Source organism: Rathayibacter sp. AY1B5 (assembly GCF_002932795.1).
Lineage (GTDB): Bacteria > Actinomycetota > Actinomycetes > Actinomycetales > Microbacteriaceae > Rathayibacter.
Window position 1 is genome coordinate 1 of sequence record NZ_PSWM01000019.1, and the last position, 20254, is coordinate 20254.

A 20254-nucleotide genomic window follows, 5' to 3' on the forward strand; every position below is an offset into this window, starting at 1 on the left:
GAACCCGGAAGCTAAGACTCTCAGCGCCGATGGTACTGCAGGGGGGACCCTGTGGGAGAGTAGGACACCGCCGGACACCATTCACGATGGCCACCCAGAGATGGGTGGCCATCGCTGTTTAACCACCACCTCTGATCCTCGCTGCTTGCTGGAGCGCGGTGCGGGTTAGGGTGGTGCGACGGCTGCGGCCGTCCTCCTCGCCCTCGGGCGGGTCAACTCCACAGAGCATCACCACGACAGGCGAGGAACGCATGGACGACTCAGGATCCGACCGCAACGACCGGGACTCCGGACGGCGTGACGAGCGCCCGCCCCGTGCCGGCGGCTCCGACCGCTCCTCGAACGACCGCGGTGGCTCGGGCGACTCCCGCCCCCGCCGCGATGGTGATGCTCGTCCTCCGTATCGTGGTGGCGGCGATTCGCGTCCGCAGCGTGATGGTGACTCCCGCCCTCCGTATCGCGGTGGTGGCGACTCTCGTCCGCAGCGTGACGGTGACTCGCGTCCTCCGTACCGCGGTGGCGGCGACTCTCGTCCGCAGCGTGATGGTGACTCGCGTCCGCAGCGTGATGGTGGCTCTCGTCCTCCCTACCGCGGTGGCGATTCCCGTCCGCAGCGTGATGGTGGCTCTCGTCCTCCTTACCGCGGTGGCGATTCCCGTCCGCAGCGCGATGGTGACTCGCGTCCTCCTTATCGCGGTGGTGGCGACTCTCGTCCGCAGCGTGACGGTGACTCCCGTCCTCCGTACCGTGGTGGTGGCGACTCTCGTCCGCAGCGTGACGGTGACTCTCGCCCTCCCTACCGCGGTGGCGACTCCCGCCCGCAGCGCGATGGTGATTCCCGTCCTCCGTACCGTGGTGGTGGAGATTCCCGCCCGCAGCGTGACGGTGACTCTCGTCCTCCTTATCGCGGTGGTGGAGATGCCCGTCCGCAGCGTGACGGTGATTCCCGTCCTCCCTACCGCGGTGGCGATTCCCGTCCGCAGCGTGACGGTGACGCGCGTCCTCCGTACCGCGGTGGCTCGCGCGACGGTGGAAGCCGCCCGTGGTCGGACGATCGGCGCGGCGGCGGAGACCGTCAGGGCGGCGGACGCGGACGCGAGGGCTTCGGCGGCGGACGCGGCGGCCCCCGCGAGGAGCCGGAACTCACCGAGGAGGAGCGCGAGCGGCGCTCCCTCCAATCGGTGCGCCCGCGCCACGACGACCCGGACCTTCCGGACGACGTGCAGCCCAAGGACCTCGACAAGGTCGCCCGCAACGAGCTGCGCACGCTCTCGAAGGACAACGCCGAATGGGTCGCTCGTCACCTGGTGATGGCCGGCCGCCTCCTCGAGGAGGACCCCGAGCTGGCGCACCGCCACGTGCTCTCGGCGGCCCGCCGCGCGGGACGCATCGCCGTGGTCCGCGAGTCGCTCGCGATCTCGGCGTACGCGACGGGCGACTTCGCTTTGGCGCTGCGCGAGCTGCGGACCTTCCGTCGGATCTCCGGGTCGGACGAGCAGGTGCCGCTGATGGTCGACTCCGAGCGCGGCGTCGGGCGGCCGGACAAGGCGCTCGAGCTGGGACGGTCGATCGACCGCACCACGCTGAGCCCCGGCGCGCAGGTGTCGCTGGCCATCGCCATGTCCGGCGCCCGTCTCGACCTCGGCCAGGCGGAGCTCGCCCTCATGGAGCTCGAGATCCCGCAGCTGGACCCGGACCGCGCCTTCTCCTACAGCCCGGATCTCTTCGCCGCCTACGCACTCGTCCTCGAGGAGGTCGGGCGCTCCGAGGAGGCGGCGGAGTGGCAGCGCCGTGCCGACATCGCGGCGCAGGCCGTCTTCGCGGCCGAGGGCGGCGGCGACGACGAGACGATCGAGGTGATCGAAGAGGAGCACGAGACGGCCGGCGCCGGGTCCGCTCCTGATGGCGTCGTGGGGGAGACCGCGGTCGACGCCGCGGACGAGCACCTCGACACCGAGCGCGAGGACGACCCGATCGTCGTCGACGACGCGGATGCGGACGACGACGCCGACGCGAGGGCTCACGCCGAGGCCGACCTCGTCGACACGGACGAGCCGACCTCTGCGGACGAGTCCCTCGAGTCCGACGATCTCGCCGAGACGGACCCGGACGAGGCTGTCGGTTCGGCTGAGCCGACCGCCGACGAGTCCGTCGAGCCCGCCGACGCCGACGCCGTCGAGACGGACGACTCCCCGGACGCCCGCGAGACCGACGACTCCGACGACTTCGACGAGCACGTCGCGAGCACCCGCCCCACCACGCCCGCCGACGCCGCCGAGGAGGACGCCGATGTTCCGCAGCAGCAGGACTGAGCCCACTCCGCTCGACGGCCGCGACTCCGTCCTGGCCGACCTCGACGGGGTCGTCTACACGGGCGCCGACGCGATCCCGTTCGCGGTGGAGAGCCTCAACCGAGCGGCCGAGACGCTGCGCGTCGGCTACATCACGAACAACGCCTCCCGCACGGACGCCTCCGTCGCCGGGCACCTCTCCGAGCTGGGGCTGAGCGTCCGACCCGAGGACGTCGTCACTTCTCCGCAGGCGGCCGTCGTGCTGCTCGCCGACCTGGTGCCGGCCGGCTCGACGATCCTGGTCGTCGGAGCGGAGGGCCTCACCTCCGAGGTCGAGCGCGCGGGCTTCACGGTGACGCGCAGTGCGGAGGACTCGCCGGCGGCGGTCATCCAGGGCTTCGCGCCCACGGTCGGCTGGGAGCAGCTGGCCGAGGCCTCGTTCGCTCTCCACACGGGGATCCCGTGGGTCGCGACGAACACCGACTGGACGATTCCCGTCGCGCGCGGCATCGCCCCGGGCAACGGGACCCTCGTCTCGGCCGTGCACACCGCGGTCGGCCGGCTCCCGGTCGTCGCGGGCAAGCCCGAGCGTGCGATCTTCGACGCGGCGACCGCACGCTTCGGCTCGGCCAACCCGTTGTTCCTCGGCGACCGGCTCGACACCGACATCGCCGGCGCGAACGGCGCAGACATGGAGAGCGCCCACGTGCTCACCGGGATCGACCGGGCCAAGCAGCTCCTCGCCGCGGAGCCCAAGCTCCGGCCGACGTACATCCTCAGCGACCTGCGCGAGCTGCACCTGCCCTATCCAGCGACCACCGTCTCGCGGAACGGCGTGCACGCCGTCCGCGGCGCCAAGGTCCGCCTCGACGGCGACTCCGTGGTGATCGTGGACGCCGGCGACGACGCGACCGATCTGCTCCGGGCCGCCTGCTCGGTGATCTGGTCGTCCGGCCGCGCGATCTACGGCCTCGACGTGCCGGAGTCGCTCTACAGCTGAGCGCGCCCGGCGGGCTCCCGGCGTCCCTCGCGGCGCAGGAGCCCGTCGAGCCGGCCGGCCAGACCGACCGCGACGATCGCGATCAGCGCGGCGTACGAGAAGGTCGCGGCGAAGACCCCGGTCCCGGCCCCGATCAGGCCGGTGACCGCCGCCGCGAGGAGGCCCGTCAGCGCGAGGGAGACCGAGGCGCCGGTCGAGTCGGCGATCTGCAGGGCCGAGCTGTTGAAGCCCTCCCGGCCCGGAGCGGAGAGCGCGAGCGTCATCGTCCCCATCCGCGGGAACATCGTGCCCATGCCGCCGCCGGCCAGGAACCAGCCCACGCCCGCGACGATCGGGCTGAGGGCGAGCACCGTGACGAGCAGCACGACGCCGATGCCGGCGAGCACGAGCGACGTGCCGAGCCGCATCGCTCCGCCGTGGCTGAGGCGGGTACCCGGGCGTCCCTGGAGGTTCGAGCCGAGAGCCCAGGAGACGGCGCCCGCGGTGAGCATGGCGCCCGAGAGCCAAGGCGGCAGGCCGTACTGCTCCGAGAGCAGCAGCGGCAGGTAGACCTCGGTGCCGAAGAACGCCGCGGCGACGAGGGCGCGGAGGAGGATCACCGACGGCAGGACGCCCCGGGCGCGCAGCGTGCCCGCGGGCAGGAGCGCGCGAACCCCCACGACCACGACCACCACGGCGGCCGCGGCCAGGAGCCCGGCGAGGTCGGGCGCGAGCTCGGCGCTCGTGCTCAGCACGACGACTCCGGCCGAGACGACGACGGCGCGGGCGATCCGGCCCACGGCCCGGCGGTCGAAGGGGAGGCGCTCGCGCGGCTCGAGCGCACGGAGGGTGGGCGCGATCGCGGCGCTCGCGAGGGCCACCAGGGCGACGACTCCGAAGAAGACCCAGTGCCAGCTCGCGAGCTCGGCGACGACTCCGGCCACCAGCGGCCCCACCAGCGACGGCACGACCCAGGCCGCGGCGAAGGCGCCGAAGATCCGCGGATGCAGCTCGCTCGGGTAGACCCGCGCGACGAGCACGTAGAGGGTGACGGTGATCCCTCCGCTGCCCAGCCCCTGCAGCAGGCGGGCCGCCACGAAGACCGGCATCGACTGGGCGGCGCCCGCGGCGACGAGACCCAGGGTGAAGAGCAGGATCGCGACCACGAGCGACGGCGTCGGGCCGCGGCGGTCGGCGGAGGAGCCGGCCGCGACCATCCCGACCACGGCGGCGGCGAGCGTCGCCGCGAAGGCCAGGGGGTAGAGGGCGCGACCGTCGAGGTCGGCGCTGACGATCGGCATGATCGTCGTCACGGCGAGCGACTCGAACGCGCAGAGGAAGACGAGGCTCGTCGTTCCGATGGTCGTCAGGAGGAGGGGAGCCGAGGTGATGCCGCGGCGATCACGGGAACGCACCCGCTCAACAGTACGCCGAGCGCACGGCCGGTCAGCGGTAGACGGCCCAGTCGTCCTTCGCGAGGACCGTCGGGGTGCCCTCGATCTCGACCAGCCAGCCGCGGTCGTCGCGCTCGAGGTAGCGCCCCTGCACGATCTCGGGGGCCCAGCCGCCGTCGCGGGACGAGATCCAGCGGACGAAGCGGACGGTGCCTCCGCGACGGAACAGTGTGCCGTTGTGGTCGCTCATGCGGGGATCTTCTTCACGGAGAGGTCGTCGGGCGACGAGGGTTCGGGGAGGAGGTGGAGACCGAGGCGGCCGTTGGAGGCGTTCGAGAGCTCGCGCAGCCAGTGCGGGTTGAGCTCGATCGAGGCGGTGCCGTCGTACTCGTAGCGGGTCGGGATGCCGGGGTGCAGCCACAGCTCGGACCGGCGGCCCTCGGCGTCCTCGATCGTCAGCAGGAAGCCCTCGCCGCGGCGGAACCGCGAGGTGATCACGGTCTGGAGGTGGGCCAGGGCGCGGTCCTCGAAGGAGTGCGAGCTGGCGGGTGCGCCGTAGAGCAGTCGTCCCATCGCGCGCACCTCCTCACCGTCGGCGGCGCACGGAAGGCGTGCCGCACCGTCGACACTAGGTATTGCTAAGTCGGTTGACTAACAGTCTCGGCGCCGACTGCGCTTTCGGGACACACGCCGTCCGATCGCCGGAGAAGTGGTTCGATGGGGGCAGCGAGTTCCCGTCCGGGGCGCCTGCCGCTCGGAAGGTGCACCTCGATGGACGCTCGGCCAGACCTGTTCGCTCTGCTCACGCGATTGCGCACGGCGGAGCGCGACTACGACGGCCGCGTGGAGCGCCGCCTGGGCATCGGCGCCACGGATCTCGCGGCCCTGCGGCTGATCGGGGTCGGGGAGCGGCGCGACGAGATCGTCCGCGCCGTCGACCTGTCCGCGGCCCTGTCGATCACGACGGCGGCCGTCTCCCTCCTCGTCGACCGCCTCGCCCGCGCCGGCTACGTGGACCGCACTCCCGACCCGTCCGACGGCCGCGGCCGCATCCTCTGCCTGACGGAGCGCGCGCAGAAGGCCATCGTCGGCACCGACGACCCGACCTACGAGCAGATCCGCGCGATGGTCGCGAAGGTGCCCGAATCGGAGGCCGCGACCGTCGCGGTGCTGCTCGACGGCCTCAGCCGCATCCTCGAGGGGCAGCCGCCGCCCGAGCTCGTCGACTGATCAGCGCTGCAGCGTGGCGCTCGGCGACTCGCCGAATCGCTCCGCGTAGGCCGCGCTGAAGCGGCCCGCGTTCCCGAAGCCCCAGTGCCGGGCGACGGCGGCGACCGTCGTCCCGAGGGGCGGACTCACGGCGAGCTCCTCCCGGGCGCGGTCGAGCCGCACCAGGCGCAGGTAGGCGATCGGGCGCATCCCGAGCACCCGCTGGAACGCGGACTGCAGGCCCCGGACGGTCAGGCCCGACGCCGCCGCCATCTCGGCGGGGCCGATCGGCTCGCTGCAGTGGGCGTGCACGTACTCGACGGCCGTGCGGATCCGTGCGTTCCGGGGGGCGAGGAGCTCGGGCGGGACCGGAGCGGACTCCGGAGGGTAGAGGTCGAGCAGCGCGGAGGCCGTGGCACGGGTGAGCTCGTCCCAGAGCAGCGGCTCGACGCGCTCGCTGCGCAGCGCGCGGGCGGAGTCGGCGACGGCCGTGCGCCAGCGGCGGATCGCCGCGGCGTCGGGGCGGTGCTCGGAGTCGAAGACGAGGGAGCCGACGAGGCCGCGCTCGGCGGCGACCCGGTCGACCACTCCCCGGTCGAGGTGCACCAGGCGCTGGTCGAAGTCGACGTAGTCGAAGGCGAACGGCCGGCCGACGGGGAAGAGGACGGGACGGTTCTCCTCCATCGCGATCGAGGCGCGGCCGACGTCGATCCGGCCGGAGCCGCCCACGATCCACTGCACGACGACGTCGTCCGAGTCGCCCACGCCGCCCGCGAGGCGCCCGGACATCCGCGAGGTGCGGAGGGTCATCCCGCCGTCGCCGATGGCCGCGTAGCGGTAGCTGAAGTCGGCCGCGGTGGTGGCGGCGCGCCACTCGTCGCCGTTGTAGAGCCGCGCGAGGCTGTGCCGCGCCTCGTCCGGATCCTCGCCGCGGGCCTCCAGCCGGACGCGAGGGTGGTGATCGTCCACAGGTCGTACCGGTGCCTCAGCGCGTGAGGCGCTCGATGAGCTCGCGGTAGCGCGCGGCCGTGCGCTCGACGATCTCGGACGGGAGGGTCGGCGGGAGGCCCTGGCCGTCCCAGTTGTCGGCGAGCCAGTCGCGCACGATCTGCTTGTCGAACGAGCGGCCGCGGATGCCGGCGTCGTAGTCCTCGGCGTCCCAGTAGCGGGAGGAGTCGCTGGTGAGGACCTCGTCGCCGAGGGTGACGACTCCGGTCCCGCGGTCGACCCCGAACTCGAACTTGGTGTCGGCCAGCAGCACGCCGCGGGCCAGGGCGATGGTGGACGCCTCGCGGAAGACCGCGAGCGAGAGGGTGCGCAGCGCCTCCGCGGCCTCCTCCCCGACGATCTCGACCGTGCGCTCGAAGGTGATGTTCTCGTCGTGCTCGCCCTGCGGGGCCTTCCACGCGGGGGTGTAGATCGGCTCGGGGAGCGGGTCGCCGTCCTGGAGGCCCTCGGGGAGCGGGACGCCGCAGACGGAGCCCGTCTCCCGGTACTCCTTCCAGCCGCTGCCGGAGAGGTAGCCGCGCACGACGCACTCGATCGGGAACATGTCGAGCGTCCTCACCAGCATCGACCGGCCGCGGACCGCCTCCGGGATCGCGCCCGGGATCAGGTGGTTGGGGACGTCGGAGAGCTGTGCGAACCACCAGAGGGAGAGCGTGGTCAGCAACTCGCCCTTGCCGGGGATGCCGGGCTCGAGGACCGCGTCGAACGCGCTGACCCGGTCGCTGGCGACCACGAGCATGCGGTCGGCGCCGAGCACGGGGTCGGCGTCGTCGGGGGTGTAGAGGTCGCGCACCTTGCCGGAGTAGGCGTGCTGCCAGCCGGGGAGCGGCGCCGTGGTGTCGAAGGACAGGGAGTCGTCGCGGGTCACCGCACCATTCTCCCCGATCCGGGGGGCTCCGCGGCTCCTGAAGGCCTCCTGTGTCCTGGCGGATCGGGGCTGTCAAGCACGCGCGGCCGCGGATCCCGCGCGCCTAGCGTCGAGACATGACTTCGCAGAACGACCAGACTCCGCAGAACGACCAGTACACGTTCCAAGACCCGACCGCGATGTTCGCCCACATCGACACGGAGGCCCAGTACCAGGAGGGCCCCGGCCTCGACTCGGAGATGGACGACCCCGCCGACCGCGGCGAGTCGACCTACCGCGGCTCCGGCCGCCTCACCGGGCGCAAGGCGCTCGTCACCGGAGGCGACTCGGGCATCGGCGCGGCCGTCGCCATCGCCTACGCCCGCGAGGGCGCCGACGTCGCGATCGTCTACCTCCCCGAGGAGGAGTCCGACGCGAAGAAGGTCGTCGCGCTGATCGAGGAGGCCGGCCGCACCGCCGTCGCCATCCCCGGCGACATCACCGACCACGACTTCGCCGTCGGCGCCGTCGCGAAGGCCGTCGAGGGCCTGGGCGGACTGGACATCCTCGTCAACAACGCGGGCAAGCAGCAGCACGTCGAGGACTTCCTCGAGCTCTCGGACGAGCAGTTCGACGAGACCTTCAAGACCAACGTCTACGCGATGTTCTGGATGACCAAGGCGGCCGTGCCGCACCTCGCCCCGGGCTCCGCTATCATCAGCACCTCGTCGATCCAGGCCTACCAGCCGTCGCCGATGCTGGTCGACTACGCCAGCACCAAGGCCACGATCAACACGTTCTCGAAGGCGCTCGCGCAGCAGCTCGCGCCCAAGGGAATCCGCGTGAACGTCGTCGCTCCGGGTCCGATCTGGACGCCCCTGCAGACCGCGGGCGGCCAGCCGTCCGACAAGCTGCCCGAGGTCGGCTCGCAGACGCCGCTCGGACGCTGGGGCCAGCCGGCCGAGCTCGCTCCCGCCTACGTGTTCCTCGCCTCCCCGGAGTCGAGCTACGTCGTCGGCGAGACGCTGCACGTCAACGGCGGCATGCCCACGCCGTAACACTCGGCGCTCACGGCGGGCCCGGTCGCGGCGCGGAGGAACGTTCTCCGCGCCGTGGCCGGGCCCGGTCGCGGCGCGGAGGAACGTTCTCCGCGCCGTGGCGGGGCCCGTCGTTTTGGTTGTCGTAACAATCGACTTCTGTGCAGGTTCGTGCGCGAGAGTCGGTGCATGACCGATTCCCTGCCGATCCTCGACCTGTCCCGCCTCGACCAGGGGGAGGCGGAGGCCGCCGCCTTCCGCCGGGACCTCCGGGAGACCACGCACGACGTGGGCTTCTTCTACCTCGTCGGCCACGGCGTGCCCCAGGACCTCCTCGACGACGTCGTCGCCGTCTCCCGCCGCTTCTTCGACCTGCCGGAGGAGGAGAAGCTCGCGATCGAGAACACCCTCAGCCCGCAGTTCCGGGGCTACACCCGCTTCGGCGCCGAGCTCACCAACGGCGACGTCGACTACCGCGAGCAGGTCGACATCGGCATCGACCGCCCGGCCGTTCCCGCCGGGCCCGGCGTCGCCGACTTCGAGCGCCTCGAGGGGCCGAACCTCTGGCCCGAGGCGCTGCCGGAGTTCCGCGAGGTCTTCGAGCGCTGGCACGCGGAGCTCGCGGCGGTCGCCATCCGCCTGCTGCGCACCTGGGCCGTCGCCCTCGACGCCCCGGAGGACGTGTTCGACGAGGCGTTCGCCGAGCGGCCGTTCTCGCTGGTGAAGGTCGTCCGCTACCCGGGCACCTCCGACCCGGAGCCCAAGCAGGGCGTGGGCGCGCACCGCGACGGCGGCGTGCTGACGCTGCTGCTGGTCGAGCCCGGCAAGGGCGGTCTGCAGGTCGAGCACGACGGCTCGTGGATCGAGGCGCCGGCCATGGAGGGCGCGTTCGTCGTCAACATCGGCGAGATGCTGGAGCTCGCCACCGGCGGCTACCTCAAGGCCACGCTGCACCGAGTCATCTCGCCGCTGATCGGGACGGACCGGATCTCGATCCCGTTCTTCTTCAATCCCGCGCTCTCGGCGACCATGCCCTCGTTCTTGCTGCCCGAGGAGCTCAAGTCCGGTCTCTCGGTCGATCCGACGAACGCGCCGATCCTCGAGACCTACGGCGAGAACGCGCTGCGCTACCGGCTCCGCGCCCACCCGAACGTGGCGGCCGTCCACCACGCGGACCTCCTCGCTCCCACCGTCTGACCCGCTCGCGAGACGCCACTCCGGTCCGCGACACGCCGACTCAGGCGCACCGGAGCGGCATCTCGCGGGAACGACGAAGGGCCCCCTCCCGCGCGAGCGCAGGAGGGGGCCCTTCGTCGTCAGTGCGTCAGCAGCGCGCGGCGGCCACGGGGACCGTCGCGGTGAAGGCGGGCTGGCCGGTCGCCGACCCGGTCACCGTCACCGTGCCGGCCGGCATCGAGGCCAGGCGGGTGGTGAAGGCGGCGGAGGCCGAGGAGCCGGGCGCGACCGCAGTGAACGACTTCGACCCGTAGGCCGAGGCGATCGTGACGTCCGCGGCAGCGGTGTCGGCGTTCTTCACGGTCACCGTGAGCACGACCTTGCCGGCGACGCAGCGCGTCGTGGCGGCGGGGGCGAGCTCGAGGGTGTCCAGCGGGACGGCGGCCGAGACCGACGTGCGCACCAGCTTGTCCGCGTACCCGGTGTAGGAGGCCGTGACACCGGTCACGCCCGCCGGGACCGAGACGCTCGCGGAGCCGCCGGAGAGCGGGACGGTCGAGGTCCACGAGCCGCCGGTGAAGGTGACCGAGCCGACGACGTCGCCCTTGTCGGCCGCCACGACCGTCGCCGTGACCGTGCGGCCGTCGGCGGTGAGGGTCGTGGTGGAGTCGACGGCGGTGACGCCGGTCCAGTTCTTCATGGCGGTGAGGACCGTCTGCGGGACGCTCACGAACGCGCCGTGCCGCGGGCTGGTCGGGAGGCCGGCGCGGCTCTTGGGCGAGACGTTCCAGTCGGCCGACTGCGAGAGGCGGTTCGTCTGCGAGCTGCCGGCGATCGCCGCTCCGGAGGTGAGGAAGGCCTTGTAGCCGCCGTCGCCGTAGTTGTCGACGAGGAAGGCGTAGCCGTCGCCCGTGCCGGTGGTGTCGTTCGGGTCGCCCGCGTTCAGCTTGATGATCTCGGGTCCCTCGCCGGCCTGGCCGGTCTCGAGCGAGGTCATCCGGGTGTCGGTGAGCTGCCAGGTGGTGTTCGGGTCGGCGCTCCAGTTCGAGGAGGTCGTCCCGGCAGTCAGGACCTTCGACTTCTCGAGGAAGATGTCCTTCCCGGCCTCCAGGATGCCGGCGGCGCCGCCCTCCTCGTTCTTGGTGAAGCGGTAGTAGTAGTCGCCGATCTTCGTGATCGTGGAGTCGATCCGCGCGTAGCCCGTGTCCTGCCAGGTGGCGGGGGGAGCGGTGAAGGTGCGGAAGTCGCGGGTGATCACCGAGAAGACACGGGAGTAGAGCTTGTCGTTGTTGGTCTTCGTCGCGTCGGAGTACAGGCGCGAGGAGAAGAACACGACGTAGGACTGCAGCGCGTCGTCCCAGTACGCCTCGGGCGCCCAGGTCATGCCGGCGGCCGGCTGGTTGACCGTGATGCCGGTGTCGGCGCCGTTGGTGCGGGTCCACTGCACCAGGTCGGTCGACTCCCAGACCTCGATCTTCAGGCTGCCCGTGGACTGGGCGTCGCCCCAGTTCGTGCCGCAGGAGATGCAGAGATCGGTGGCGACCATGTAGTACTTGTCGCCGTTGTGCGAGCGGAGGATGAACGGGTCGCGCAGGCCCTTCGTGTCGGTCGTCGAGGTGATGACCGCCTTGCCGCCGTTGACCGGCGAGAAGGTGAAGAAGTCGTTGCCCGAGGTCGCGGCCTGGTAGATCTTCTCGTCGCCGTCCGACTTGAAGTACGCCGAGGCGTAGCCCGCGTCGGGAGCGGTGCGGCCGAGCTCGGCGACGGTCAGGGTGAAGGCGCGCGTCTCGGTGACTCCGTTGAGCGTCGCCTTCGCGGTGAGGGTGACGGTCCTGTCGCCGGAGCCGTAGGCCGGCCGGGTGACGACGCCGCCGCCGCGGTACGGGTCGGCCGCGCCGACCGCCGGAGCGGCGTAGGACGTGTTCGTCGGGGTGACGAGCGCCGGGTCGGACGAGGTCCAGGTGATGTCGGTGCCGTTCTTGGCGCCCTTCACCGCGAGGGGGAGGTTCTCGGTCGTGCGCGTGGCGAGCTTCAGCGCGTCGAGGTCGTCGTTGATGCTCGGGGCGAGCACGACGACGTCGAAGGCGATCGTCGCGCCCTGAGCGGTGGTCGCCGTCAGAGTCACCGGGGTGTTCTGCGCGATCGTGCGCGAGACGACGCCGGTGGTCGAGACGACCGCGCTGTTCGAGGAGGTCCAGGTGAGCGGGACGCCGCTGCTGGAGGCGGGCAGCGTCAGGTTCGAGGAGACCTGGGTCAGCGACGGGTTGCCGGCCAGCAGGACGGGCTGGATGTCCGAGCGCAGCAGGGCGGAGGTCGCGGACGCCTTCGCGTCGGCGGTCGGCATGCTCGAGGCGACCTGCTCGGCGGTGAGGGAGGTGTCCCAGAACTTCACGTCGGTGACGTCGGCGGTCACCAGGGCGTCTCCGGTGTAGAGCGAGCGCCCGAGGTAGCCGAGCGTGGATCCGGTCGGGACGATGCTCGCCATCGACTTCGCCGTGTTCGCCGTCGAGATCTGCGTGCCGTCGCGGTAGAGCGTGAGGACGGTGTTCGAGCCGGTGCCGGTGCCGACGAGCGTGAGCGTCGTGAATCCGGGGTTGAGCGTGCCGCCGAAGGGCATGCGGGTCTCGCCGTTGTTCGTGGGCTCCTTGACGCGGATGCCCGCGAGGACCTGCCCGCTGGGCGAGCCGTCGGGGTTGCGCGGGTTCACGAAGACGTGGTTGCCGAGCTGCGTGGTGTTCCACGGGCCGACGCCGTCGCCGATGACCCAGCCGAACTGGTTGGCGGTGGTCTGCGTCTTCACCGTGTACTCGACGGCGAACGCGTTGTCGGCTCCGGTGACCAGGCCCTGGGGGAGGCTCGCGTAGCCGTCGTTCTTGAACCGGGCGACCTGGTCGCCGCCGGCGTTCGCGAAGGAGGCGTCGGTGAGGCCGGTCAGGGTGGCGTTGCGTCCGTTGCCCGAGATGTCGAGCAGGGCGGAGCCTGCGTGCGACATGTCGTAGTGCGCCGTGGGCGCCGGGACGTCGACGGCCTGCGCCGATACGGGGACGAGCGCGCCGGTGAGGGCGACGCTCGTGCAGGCGAGGGCGGAGAGGAAGAGGGATCGCACGCGGCGCCGAGGCGCGGCGGCAGGGGGCTCCGGGGAGCGTCGTCTCATCGTCGAGACCTTTCCTTCAGGGGAGGGATGCGCCGAGCCGAGAGGACCGACGGGTGTGTTCACGTTAACATGTGTGCTGCCTCAGAGCCATGGGGGAATCGCTTCTGCGTCGGGAGCGAACCATGCGTCAGGGGCCCGACTCGGCGCAAGACCTGCCTCCGCGAGCGCCCAGGGCGTAGCGTGAACGCACCGCATCCTGGCCCCCGGTGACGGAACCATGCCCATCCGCCTGCCCTGCGAGGACTTGACCATGACCACGCTCTTCCACACCGGTGGCTCCCTCTCCCTCGACGACGCGACTGCCGACGCCGTCGTCCGCTACTCGCTCGCGCTCGCGCAGCAGCACCGGATGAGCACGGTCAGCGTCGCCGACGACTCGGCCCCCTCCTCCGTCGTGACGCTCACCGTCGGGCTCGGCGTCCCCCTGGCGGTCGCGGGCAGCGGAAGCGCGGCGGCGGAGTCGAGCGACGAGATCCTCGAGCGCCTCGGGGCGCTCGACGGCGCCGGTGGTCCTGTGCCCGCCTCGGACGTCGATCCCCGCGCCAGGTGGGAGCTCGAGAACGAGTACTGAGCTCTGAGCCGCGGCGCCGCTGACGCTCCGCGCCCCGCTCCTGCTCCGCGGGGCGCCAGCGGCGCGGATCCGCCCCGCTCTTGCTCCGCCGGCCCGGAGCGTCAGCGCCGGTAGTCGCGGATGATCGCCTGGGCGAGCGTCGTGATCGGAGTCGACGTCGCTCGCGCGCGGACCCGCAGCACCTCGAAGGCCTGCTCGACCGTGGTGCGGTGGGCGTAGGCGAGGATCCCCTTCGCCTGCTCGATGAGCACCCGGCTGTCGAGGGCGTGCTGCAGCTGCTCCTGGGTGACGGTGCTCCGCTGGAGCGCACGCTGGTGCAGGATCCCGATCGTCGCGACGTCGGCGAACGCCTGCACGACCGCGATGTCGTCCGCATCGAGCCGCCCCGGCCGGGCCTGGAAGAGGTTGAGGGAGCCGATCGTCGTCCCCGCCGAGCGCATCGGCACGCAGTGCGCCGAGAGCACGTCCAGCTCGACCGCCAGCGTCCGGAACTCCGCCCACTCCTCGCCCACGGCACGGGCGTCCTCGACGACGACCGGACGCCCGGTCTCGAAGCACTGGATGCACGGGCCCGACCCGCTGTCGAGCTGGAGCAGCTCGATCAGCCGGGTGTCCTCGTCCGTGGAGGCGAGCACCTCGAGGGAGCCGGTGGAGTCGGCGAGGACGAGCCCCGCCGAGACGGCGTCGAAGAGGGTCGCGCTGCTCTCCACGAGGGTCTGCGTGAAGTCGACGACGTCGTAGTCGTCGACCAGCGTGTCGGAGAGGGCGACGAACGTCTGGATGACGCTGCGCTCGCGGGAGTTCGTCACCATGTGTCGTCCTGGGCGGTGAGAGGGCGGTCGGGGAACCCGTCGTGCCGGGCCACGATGCCGGAGGCGACATCGACGACGGAGCGCTGCTGGGCGAAGGCGTGGGCGCGCAGCAGCAGCTGCGCCTCCTCCGCCGTGCTGCCGTAGCGCGCGATGATCATGCCGGTCGCCTGGTGCACCACACGTCGCGAGCGCGGATTCGTGCTCTCCTCGACCTCGTTGTCGCGGAGCACCGCGGCCAGCACCAACAGTGCCGTCGCGGTGGTCGAGGCGTTGATCGCGCCGAGGAGGGAGCCGCTGAGCGACGTGGGCCGGCGGGAGTAGAGGTCGACCGCGCCGATCGAGAGCCCCGCGATCGAGAGCGGGAAGGCGAAGACCGCGCGCACCGCCGTGGGGCCGATCGCCTCGGTGAAGAGCGGCCAGCGCTCCTCCGCGCCGGTGTCCGGCACCGAGACGGGGCCGGCCGCGCGGATCGCCTCCCAGCACGGGCCCTCGCCGAGGTCGATCTGGATCTCGTCCAGCCGGCTCGCGGTGCTGTCGCTCGCCGCGACGGTCTCACCGCCGAACGGCCCGCCGAGCGTGGAGATCGCGACGCCGTCGATCGGGTACCCGCGCAGATACGGGTCGCAGAGAGCGTCGGGGTTCGTCACCGCGCCCGTTTTAGCCGACGGCCCCGCGCGGCGCGACGCTCGGCCGGACCGGCGGGGACGACGACGCGGTGTCGGGCGGGAGCCCGCCTCGCGGCGCTGCCCGGGCGCACGAGGCGACGGCCGGTGAAGCGGCTCGTCGGGCGCGGACGGTGCGCGGTGCGGGGCGACGGGAGCCGGAGGACGGCGGCCTGCACGGCGACGGAACGGCTCAGGCCGGGGTCGATCGAGCCGGGACGCTCGAGGGCGGCGATGAGATCGTCGAGGACAGCGAAGGCGGGGTCTGTCATCACGGCTCCTGGCCGGGTGTCCGCGGCCGTTGTTCTGCGCGCCGAGGCGCGGGCGGTGTCGATCGGGTGTCGCCGTGCGGGGTCCGCGCACGACGTCGACGAGGTCCTGCCCGACGGTACGGGGCGCGGATCGACCGGACGACGTGGTTGACCTCTCGGAGGACCGCCGCTACTCGTGCTCGGCGTTGAGATCGTCGAAATCGTTCGTGATGATCGACAGCGGGGTGTGCGGCGTGATGAGCAGGAGTGCTGGGTTCGCGCGTCCCTCGCCGTAGTTGACCGTCAGCCACTGCGGGGTCGGGGAGGCGAGTGCGGCCTCCACCTCGGCGCGGAACTCCTCGAGGCTCCTGTTGTTGACCGTGTACGCGGTGCCGTCGTAGATCAGGTCGATGCGCTTCACAGCTGGTCGCCCTTCACCGGGGGGCGCACCGGTTCGGCGGGCTCCGAGATGACGTACAGCCCGCCCGCCGAGTTCGCGAGGTCGGTGAGCGCGGAGATCCAGGCGGGGTTGATGCGGGGCATCCGGCCGCCGAAGTACTTGTAGCGGAGCGCGTGGGAGGGGTGGATCCAGATCGCGCTGCGGCCGTCGCCCATGCTGTGGTCGTCCCGCCAGCTGAGCAGGAACGACTCGTTGCGGCGCAGCTTCGCGGTGATGACGATCTGCAGGTGCGCGAGCACGCGGTCCTCGAAGTCGATCTCGACGGTCCCGTCGTAGTGCAGCTTCCCCATCGGCGTCTCCAGCCCCTGATCTCCGGCCGCAGGCACCGCCGTTGCCTTCACCCTCCCGCAGACCGGAGGGATCCGACAACCCGCGTCGCCGTTCTCTGCTCGATCTGTCCAGGTCTCCCGAGGAGCACGCCGCTCTGTCAACCTCCTCCCTCCACGTGGCCGACGCTGCCGAGCATGGACGGCATGAAGCACATCCTCTTCGCCGACAAGACGATCCTGGTGGGGGACGAGGCGGCCGATGCGCTCGTCGAGTACGCCGTCGCCCTCGCCGCGAAGGGCGCGGCCGACACCGTCGAGTACACCGGGATCGGCGCCGACGGCGGGACGGTCGACGCCACCTTCCTCGTCAACGCCGCTGCCGCCCTCGTCATCGAGACCACGCCGAGCGACCTGCCCGAGCCCGACAACTCGGAGGAGGTGGCGCGGCTGCGCCGGCGGATCGACGCGCTCACCGGCGAGCATCCCGTGCAGCCCGGCGACGGCGAGCTGACCACCGGCGCCGACTACGAGGATCCGCATGCTGACTAGGGGTTCCCCGCGGCGCGGACCCGGGTGCGGCCGGCGCCTGCTACCACTGCGAGGCTCCGCAGTGAACCCCCTGATCGGCTGAGGGGAGGCGGACGTACCGTGGCCCTGCGGGTCGCCGACGACACGATCACCGGTCGACCGCTACGGGCACGGCCGCGGGTCGGCCGGGGAGGACGGGCACGATGACCGGAGACCATCCCTTCTGGGTGCGCCTCGCGCGCAAAGAGCCGCAGTGCGCGATCGTGCGCGGGCGGGTCTTCGAGATCGGCGCTCCCGACGAGCGCGACGGCGCGTTCCTCCTCACCGTCTGGGAGAAGGGGCGAGCGGTCGGGCACGTCCTCAACGTCGATCCGCCCGCCTACAAGCCGTGCGGTCCCGGACACCCGGTCGAGCCGCAGCGCGTCGACGGGGTCGAGGAGCTGCTCGAGCTCCTGGTGCCGCAGCGCACCCGGCTCGCTGCGCACGGCTGACGCGGTCCGCTCGACCGGGAGCGCCCGCGGGGCGTGACGCCCGGGACGGGGGAGTCGTGCGGCCGGGCGGCGGCTGGCATCCTGACCTCGGTGCGACGAGCGCGCCCGCGAGGGGGAGCCCGATGAGCACCACCGAGGACGTCGACGACGGGACCGCCGAGTTCGGGTACAGACCCTCCCTCACCCGCGGGATCGGCCGCTTCGGCAGTTTCGCCGCGGGCGTGAGCTACATCTCGATCCTGACGGGCACGTTCCAGCTCTTCTCCTTCGGCTTCGCGCTCGGCGGTCCCGCCTACTGGTGGTCCTGGCCGATCGTGTTCGCCGGCCAGCTCATGGTGGCTCTGTGCTTCGCCGAGCTCGCCGCCCGCTACCCGGTCGCCGGCTCCGTCTACAACTGGAGCAAGCGCCTGGCGGGGCCTGCGGTGAGCTGGCTCGCGGGCTGGCTGATGGCCACCGCCTCCGTGGTGACGCTCGCGGCCGTCGTGCTGGCGTACCAGGCGACGCTCCCGCAGATCTGGAGCGGGTTCCAGCTCAGCGGCTCCTCGGGGGTGAGCGCGGTGATCTGGGGCGCCCTGCTGATCGCGTTCACCACTGCGGTCAACGCGCGCGGCGTGCGGCTGATGGCCCGGATCAACAGCATCGGCGTGCTGATCGAGCTGATCGCGGCGGTGCTGCTGGTGGCGGTGCTCGCAGTGAACGTGGTGCATCCGCCGACCGTGCTGCTCGACACCAGCGGCTACGGCGGGAGCACCCCGGGCGGGTACGCCGGCGCGTTCCTCATCGCCGCGATCGCGTCGGCGTACGTGATGTACGGGTTCGACACCGCGGGCTCGCTCGGCGAGGAGACGGTCGACCCGCGCCGGACCGCGCCGACGGCGATCCTGCGGGCGGTGACCGCCTCCTTCGTCCTCGGGGGCCTCATCCTGCTGCTGGGGATCCTCTCGGCGCCCGACCTCGCCGACCCGGCGCTCGGGCAGGCGTCGGGCGGGCTGCAGCGGATCGTGCTGCAGGTGCTCGGCGGCCCCCTCGGAACGGTCTTCCTGCTCTGCGTGGTCGTCGCGATCACGGTGTGCGCGCTGGCGGTGCACACGGCGGGCATCCGTCTGATCTTCGCGATGGCGCGCGACAACGCCCTGCCCGGCAGCCGCGTGCTCGCCCGCGTCGACCCGCGGCGGGGGACACCGGTGGCGCCGGCGCTCGTCGTCGGGGCGCTCGCGGTGCTGATCCTGGTGGTCAACATCGGCACTCCGGCGATCTTCACGGCCGTGACGAGTGTGGCGGTCATCCTCATCTACCTGGCCTACCTGCTGGTGACGGTGCCGCTGCTGATCGCGCGGCTCCGCGGCCGGTGGCCCGCAGCCGCGCCCGGGCGCTTCTCGCTCGGCCGTGCGGGCCTGCCGGTGAACGTCCTCGCGGTGCTCTGGGGCGCGGCCATGACGGTGGACCTCGCGTGGCCGCGCGTCGAGGTCTACGGGGCGGAGCTGCGCTGGAGCGCGGTCGTGGTGATCGCCGCGGTCGTCGGCGTCGGCCTGGCCTGGTTCCTCCTCCGCGGCCGGCACCGGTTGGGCACGCTGCCCGCGCACGCGCTGCCGACCCCGCGCGGAGACGACTCGGCTGGAGACGTCCGCCGCTGAGACGCCCGGGAAGGCTGGTTCTCGAGGCGGGAGACGAGCCTTCCCGGGCGGGTCAGTGGCGACGACGCCAGGTCTGCGCTCCCCAGAAGAGAAGGAACGCGGCGACCGGGAAGAGCACCAGCGTCGGAAGCTGGAGCCCGACCAGCACGGCGATCACGAGGAAGCAGGCGCCGACGGCGAGCGCGGTCAGCAGGTCCTTCGTGGTGGCGGTCACGACGGCTCCTCTCAGCAGTCGACTTCGTACGTGAACCAGAGTGCCGGACCGGTTCCGTAGGGGATGTTGATCTGGCTGCAGCGGCCGTTGCTCGCGGCGTCCTTGAAGGGCTGGATCTTGGTCCGCAGGACCAGCGCGGCGCCGAGGCCGCACGCGACAGCTCCCGGAGCGGAGCCGATCAGGCCGCAGAGGGTCGCGGCGGCGCTGCTCGCGTCGCCGGAGTCGGCGATCGCCCGCGTCTCGGCGCGGTCGAAGCGGACGCCCGTCCCTCCCGGCCAGAGGACCGGCTGGGGGTCGGCGACGACAGGGAAGACGATGCCGGCCGAGGAGAGGTCGACGTGCTGCAGGAGCGTCGTCCCGCTCACCGAGTAGGAGGTGGGGACTGCCGCTCCCGTTGCGTCGACCGCCCAGGGCGGCGCGAACCGGTAGTGCGGTTGCCCCGCCGGATCGAGGACGACCGCTCCACCGTCGTCGGTCAGGGACAGCGACGATCCCGTGCCGATGCTCACCGCGTAGGGGTACTCCTCGGGCGCGGTCCGGTCGCGCAGCACGGTGTGGATGCGCACGGTGCTGCCTGCCACCACGGGCACGGTCGTCGAGCCGTCGCCGTTGTCGTAGACGCGGACTCCAGGGTGCTCGGTCGACCCCGCGACGGCTCCGTCTCCGGCGGGCAGCCGGATGGACAGTGTGGGCGCGTCCTCCGCCGTGATGGTGAGGGGCTCCCTGCTGGTCGACGGGAGGTCGACGGTCGCTGCGTCGCCGAGAGTGCCGGCAGTGGGCGGAGTGGTCGCGGCGTCGACAGCGCTGACCGCGGCTTCTGCAGTGCTGGTCGCGCCGTCGTGAGCGCTGACCGCGGCGTCGGGGAGCGCCGACGGCGCCGCGTGCGCCGGGGCGACGCTTGCAGCGACCAGAGCGCACGCCAGGAGCGCCGCGAGTCCGCCGCGGGCGGCGGTCTCTCGATGGTCTCTGTTCATGTTCTCTCCTCCTCGTGGTCCGGGTACCGCCGGGACGCGGTGCCCGCGTCTCGGAAAGGAGGCACGCCGGGATCGCGGCCGACGCGTGAGCGCGGTCGGTCCCGGCGTGTCCCCGGTGCGCAGTCCCGATCCGCTCGTTCCTGCGCTTTCGATACTCGACCATACGTGTATGGGTCTTGACCAGTCCGCAAAAGGGGGAGCATGCCCGCGCGCGGGGACGACCCGCGCACGAGGACGGACCGGGAGGGTTCTGCCCTCGTGCTCCCGCCGCCGGGCTCGAGCGGACCCTCGGG

23 protein-coding genes and 1 rRNA gene are annotated in these 20254 nt (G+C 72.2%); 10 read left to right on the plus strand and 14 right to left on the minus strand.

Features of this window, described 5'->3' with window-relative positions; genetic code table 11:
- A 5S ribosomal RNA gene (rrf, locus tag C5D44_RS12125) occupies positions 1-76 on the plus strand; the annotation flags it as partial.
- Between the two features lie 184 nt (positions 77-260).
- Here the strand turns inward: rrf and C5D44_RS17765 are convergent.
- Positions 261-1196, minus strand: a complete 936-nt coding sequence (locus tag C5D44_RS17765) for a hypothetical protein (RefSeq protein WP_146088041.1) — start codon at positions 1194-1196, stop codon at positions 261-263.
- On the opposite strand from C5D44_RS17765, the gene C5D44_RS12135 reads away from it, so the two are divergent.
- Both C5D44_RS12135 and C5D44_RS12140 read left to right on the plus strand, forming a co-directional pair.
- Positions 1182-2312 carry a hypothetical protein gene (locus C5D44_RS12135; protein ID WP_181118500.1) on the plus strand — a complete coding sequence of 377 codons (1131 nt, stop codon included), beginning with the start codon at positions 1182-1184 and terminating at the stop codon, positions 2310-2312. The two genes, C5D44_RS17765 and C5D44_RS12135, sit on opposite strands and share 15 nt — an antisense overlap.
- Positions 2290-3291, plus strand: coding sequence for an HAD-IIA family hydrolase (locus C5D44_RS12140; RefSeq protein ID WP_104277085.1), 1002 nt, complete (start codon positions 2290-2292; stop codon positions 3289-3291). The genes C5D44_RS12135 and C5D44_RS12140 overlap by 23 nt, the downstream gene beginning before the upstream one ends.
- Here C5D44_RS12140 and C5D44_RS12145 read toward each other — a convergent pair.
- From C5D44_RS12145 to C5D44_RS12155, 3 genes are read right to left on the minus strand one after another with little or no spacing between them, the layout of a single operon-like run.
- Positions 3282-4685: an MFS transporter gene (locus tag C5D44_RS12145; RefSeq protein ID WP_104277084.1), complete on the minus strand. Its 1404-nt coding sequence runs from the start codon at positions 4683-4685 to the stop codon at positions 3282-3284. The genes C5D44_RS12140 and C5D44_RS12145 overlap by 10 nt on opposite strands.
- 31 nt (positions 4686-4716) lie before the next feature.
- Positions 4717-4914 (minus strand): hypothetical protein, encoded by a 198-nt coding sequence (locus tag C5D44_RS12150; RefSeq protein ID WP_068256013.1) that lies wholly within the window; start codon positions 4912-4914, stop codon positions 4717-4719.
- The gene (locus tag C5D44_RS12155; RefSeq protein ID WP_104277083.1) at positions 4911-5237 is read right to left on the minus strand and encodes a hypothetical protein; all 327 of its coding nucleotides are present in this window, start codon (positions 5235-5237) and stop codon (positions 4911-4913) included. The genes C5D44_RS12150 and C5D44_RS12155 overlap by 4 nt, the downstream gene beginning before the upstream one ends.
- A gap of 198 nt (positions 5238-5435) precedes the next feature.
- On the opposite strand from C5D44_RS12155, the gene C5D44_RS12160 reads away from it, so the two are divergent.
- On the plus strand, positions 5436-5894 hold the full coding sequence (locus tag C5D44_RS12160; RefSeq protein WP_159940166.1) for a MarR family winged helix-turn-helix transcriptional regulator: 459 nt from the start codon (positions 5436-5438) through the stop codon (positions 5892-5894).
- Here the strand turns inward: C5D44_RS12160 and C5D44_RS12165 are convergent, their stop codons facing one another.
- Together C5D44_RS12165 and C5D44_RS12170 are read right to left on the minus strand one after the other, a co-directional pair.
- Entirely contained in the window at positions 5895-6842 is a 948-nt protein-coding gene (locus C5D44_RS12165) for a helix-turn-helix domain-containing protein (protein WP_104233810.1), read from the minus strand.
- Positions 6843-6858: 16 nt separating this feature from the next.
- Complete coding sequence (locus C5D44_RS12170) at positions 6859-7749, minus strand: phosphoribosylaminoimidazolesuccinocarboxamide synthase (RefSeq protein ID WP_258067387.1); 891 nt, start codon at positions 7747-7749, stop codon at positions 6859-6861.
- A 116-nt stretch (positions 7750-7865) separates the two neighbouring features.
- Between C5D44_RS12170 and C5D44_RS12175 the strand changes: the two genes are divergently transcribed.
- Complete coding sequence (locus C5D44_RS12175) at positions 7866-8786, plus strand: glucose 1-dehydrogenase (protein WP_104281779.1); 921 nt, start codon at positions 7866-7868, stop codon at positions 8784-8786.
- Between the two features lie 168 nt (positions 8787-8954).
- On the plus strand, positions 8955-9962 hold the full coding sequence (locus C5D44_RS12180) for an isopenicillin N synthase family oxygenase (protein WP_104281780.1): 1008 nt from the start codon (positions 8955-8957) through the stop codon (positions 9960-9962).
- A 127-nt stretch (positions 9963-10089) separates the two neighbouring features.
- On the opposite strand, the gene C5D44_RS12185 is transcribed toward C5D44_RS12180, so the two are convergent.
- Positions 10090-13047, minus strand: a complete 2958-nt coding sequence (locus C5D44_RS12185; protein ID WP_258065319.1) for a glycoside hydrolase family 43 protein — start codon at positions 13045-13047, stop codon at positions 10090-10092.
- A 298-nt stretch (positions 13048-13345) separates the two neighbouring features.
- On the opposite strand from C5D44_RS12185, the gene C5D44_RS12190 reads away from it, so the two are divergent.
- Positions 13346-13666: a hypothetical protein gene (locus C5D44_RS12190; protein ID WP_104277079.1), complete on the plus strand. Its 321-nt coding sequence runs from the start codon at positions 13346-13348 to the stop codon at positions 13664-13666.
- Between the two features lie 101 nt (positions 13667-13767).
- Here C5D44_RS12190 and C5D44_RS12195 read toward each other — a convergent pair whose 3' ends face one another.
- From C5D44_RS12195 to C5D44_RS12215, 5 genes are all read right to left on the minus strand, one after another.
- On the minus strand, positions 13768-14478 hold the full coding sequence (locus tag C5D44_RS12195; RefSeq protein WP_104281781.1) for a GAF and ANTAR domain-containing protein: 711 nt from the start codon (positions 14476-14478) through the stop codon (positions 13768-13770).
- On the minus strand, positions 14472-15125 hold the full coding sequence (locus tag C5D44_RS12200; RefSeq protein ID WP_104281782.1) for a GAF and ANTAR domain-containing protein: 654 nt from the start codon (positions 15123-15125) through the stop codon (positions 14472-14474). The genes C5D44_RS12195 and C5D44_RS12200 overlap by 7 nt, the downstream gene beginning before the upstream one ends.
- Positions 15122-15412 (minus strand): hypothetical protein, encoded by a 291-nt coding sequence (locus C5D44_RS12205; RefSeq protein ID WP_104281783.1) that lies wholly within the window; start codon positions 15410-15412, stop codon positions 15122-15124. The genes C5D44_RS12200 and C5D44_RS12205 overlap by 4 nt, the downstream gene beginning before the upstream one ends.
- 169 nt (positions 15413-15581) lie before the next feature.
- The gene (locus C5D44_RS12210; RefSeq protein ID WP_104281784.1) at positions 15582-15812 is read right to left on the minus strand and encodes a hypothetical protein; all 231 of its coding nucleotides are present in this window, start codon (positions 15810-15812) and stop codon (positions 15582-15584) included.
- The gene (locus C5D44_RS12215; protein ID WP_104281785.1) at positions 15809-16141 is read right to left on the minus strand and encodes an ATP-dependent DNA ligase; all 333 of its coding nucleotides are present in this window, start codon (positions 16139-16141) and stop codon (positions 15809-15811) included. Before C5D44_RS12215 ends, C5D44_RS12210 begins: the two co-directional genes overlap by 4 nt.
- A 183-nt stretch (positions 16142-16324) precedes the next feature.
- On the opposite strand from C5D44_RS12215, the gene C5D44_RS12220 reads away from it, so the two are divergent.
- The 3 genes from C5D44_RS12220 (at position 16325) to C5D44_RS12230 (ending at position 18773) form a co-directional block, all read left to right on the plus strand.
- Positions 16325-16669: a hypothetical protein gene (locus C5D44_RS12220; RefSeq protein ID WP_146088042.1), complete on the plus strand. Its 345-nt coding sequence runs from the start codon at positions 16325-16327 to the stop codon at positions 16667-16669.
- A gap of 182 nt (positions 16670-16851) precedes the next feature.
- Positions 16852-17139, plus strand: coding sequence for a hypothetical protein (locus C5D44_RS12225; protein WP_104281787.1), 288 nt, complete (start codon positions 16852-16854; stop codon positions 17137-17139).
- A 122-nt stretch (positions 17140-17261) separates the two neighbouring features.
- A complete protein-coding gene (locus C5D44_RS12230) occupies positions 17262-18773 on the plus strand; it encodes an APC family permease (protein ID WP_104281788.1) in 1512 nt (503 codons plus the stop codon).
- 52 nt (positions 18774-18825) lie between these two features.
- Here the strand turns inward: C5D44_RS12230 and C5D44_RS18105 are convergent, their stop codons facing one another.
- Both C5D44_RS18105 and C5D44_RS12235 read right to left on the minus strand, forming a co-directional pair.
- A complete protein-coding gene (locus tag C5D44_RS18105) occupies positions 18826-18987 on the minus strand; it encodes a hypothetical protein (RefSeq protein WP_159911972.1) in 162 nt (53 codons plus the stop codon).
- An 11-nt stretch (positions 18988-18998) separates the two neighbouring features.
- The gene (locus tag C5D44_RS12235; protein WP_104277070.1) at positions 18999-19961 is read right to left on the minus strand and encodes a hypothetical protein; all 963 of its coding nucleotides are present in this window, start codon (positions 19959-19961) and stop codon (positions 18999-19001) included.
- Positions 19962-20254 lie beyond the last annotated feature (293 nt).

Excerpts from the sequence above, each read along its gene's own strand:
- C5D44_RS12215 (WP_104281785.1), bottom strand. The coding sequence starts at position 16,141 with ATGGGGAAGCTGCACTACGACGGGACCGTCGAGATCGACTTCGAGGAC.
- C5D44_RS12230 (WP_104281788.1), top strand. The coding sequence starts at position 17,262 with ATGAGCACCACCGAGGACGTCGACGACGGGACCGCCGAGTTCGGGTAC.
- C5D44_RS12225 (WP_104281787.1), top strand. The coding sequence starts at position 16,852 with ATGACCGGAGACCATCCCTTCTGGGTGCGCCTCGCGCGCAAAGAGCCG.
- C5D44_RS12180 (WP_104281780.1), top strand. The coding sequence starts at position 8,955 with ATGACCGATTCCCTGCCGATCCTCGACCTGTCCCGCCTCGACCAGGGG.
- C5D44_RS12205 (WP_104281783.1), bottom strand. The coding sequence starts at position 15,412 with ATGACAGACCCCGCCTTCGCTGTCCTCGACGATCTCATCGCCGCCCTC.
- C5D44_RS12150 (WP_068256013.1), bottom strand. The coding sequence starts at position 4,914 with ATGAGCGACCACAACGGCACACTGTTCCGTCGCGGAGGCACCGTCCGC.
- C5D44_RS12235 (WP_104277070.1), bottom strand. The coding sequence starts at position 19,961 with ATGAACAGAGACCATCGAGAGACCGCCGCCCGCGGCGGACTCGCGGCG.
- C5D44_RS12140 (WP_104277085.1), top strand. The coding sequence starts at position 2,290 with ATGTTCCGCAGCAGCAGGACTGAGCCCACTCCGCTCGACGGCCGCGAC.
- C5D44_RS12195 (WP_104281781.1), bottom strand. The coding sequence starts at position 14,478 with ATGGTGACGAACTCCCGCGAGCGCAGCGTCATCCAGACGTTCGTCGCC.
- C5D44_RS12175 (WP_104281779.1), top strand. The coding sequence starts at position 7,866 with ATGACTTCGCAGAACGACCAGACTCCGCAGAACGACCAGTACACGTTC.
- C5D44_RS12155 (WP_104277083.1), bottom strand. The coding sequence starts at position 5,237 with ATGGGACGACTGCTCTACGGCGCACCCGCCAGCTCGCACTCCTTCGAG.
- C5D44_RS12160 (WP_159940166.1), top strand. The coding sequence starts at position 5,436 with ATGGACGCTCGGCCAGACCTGTTCGCTCTGCTCACGCGATTGCGCACG.
- C5D44_RS12190 (WP_104277079.1), top strand. The coding sequence starts at position 13,346 with ATGACCACGCTCTTCCACACCGGTGGCTCCCTCTCCCTCGACGACGCG.
- C5D44_RS12220 (WP_146088042.1), top strand. The coding sequence starts at position 16,325 with ATGAAGCACATCCTCTTCGCCGACAAGACGATCCTGGTGGGGGACGAG.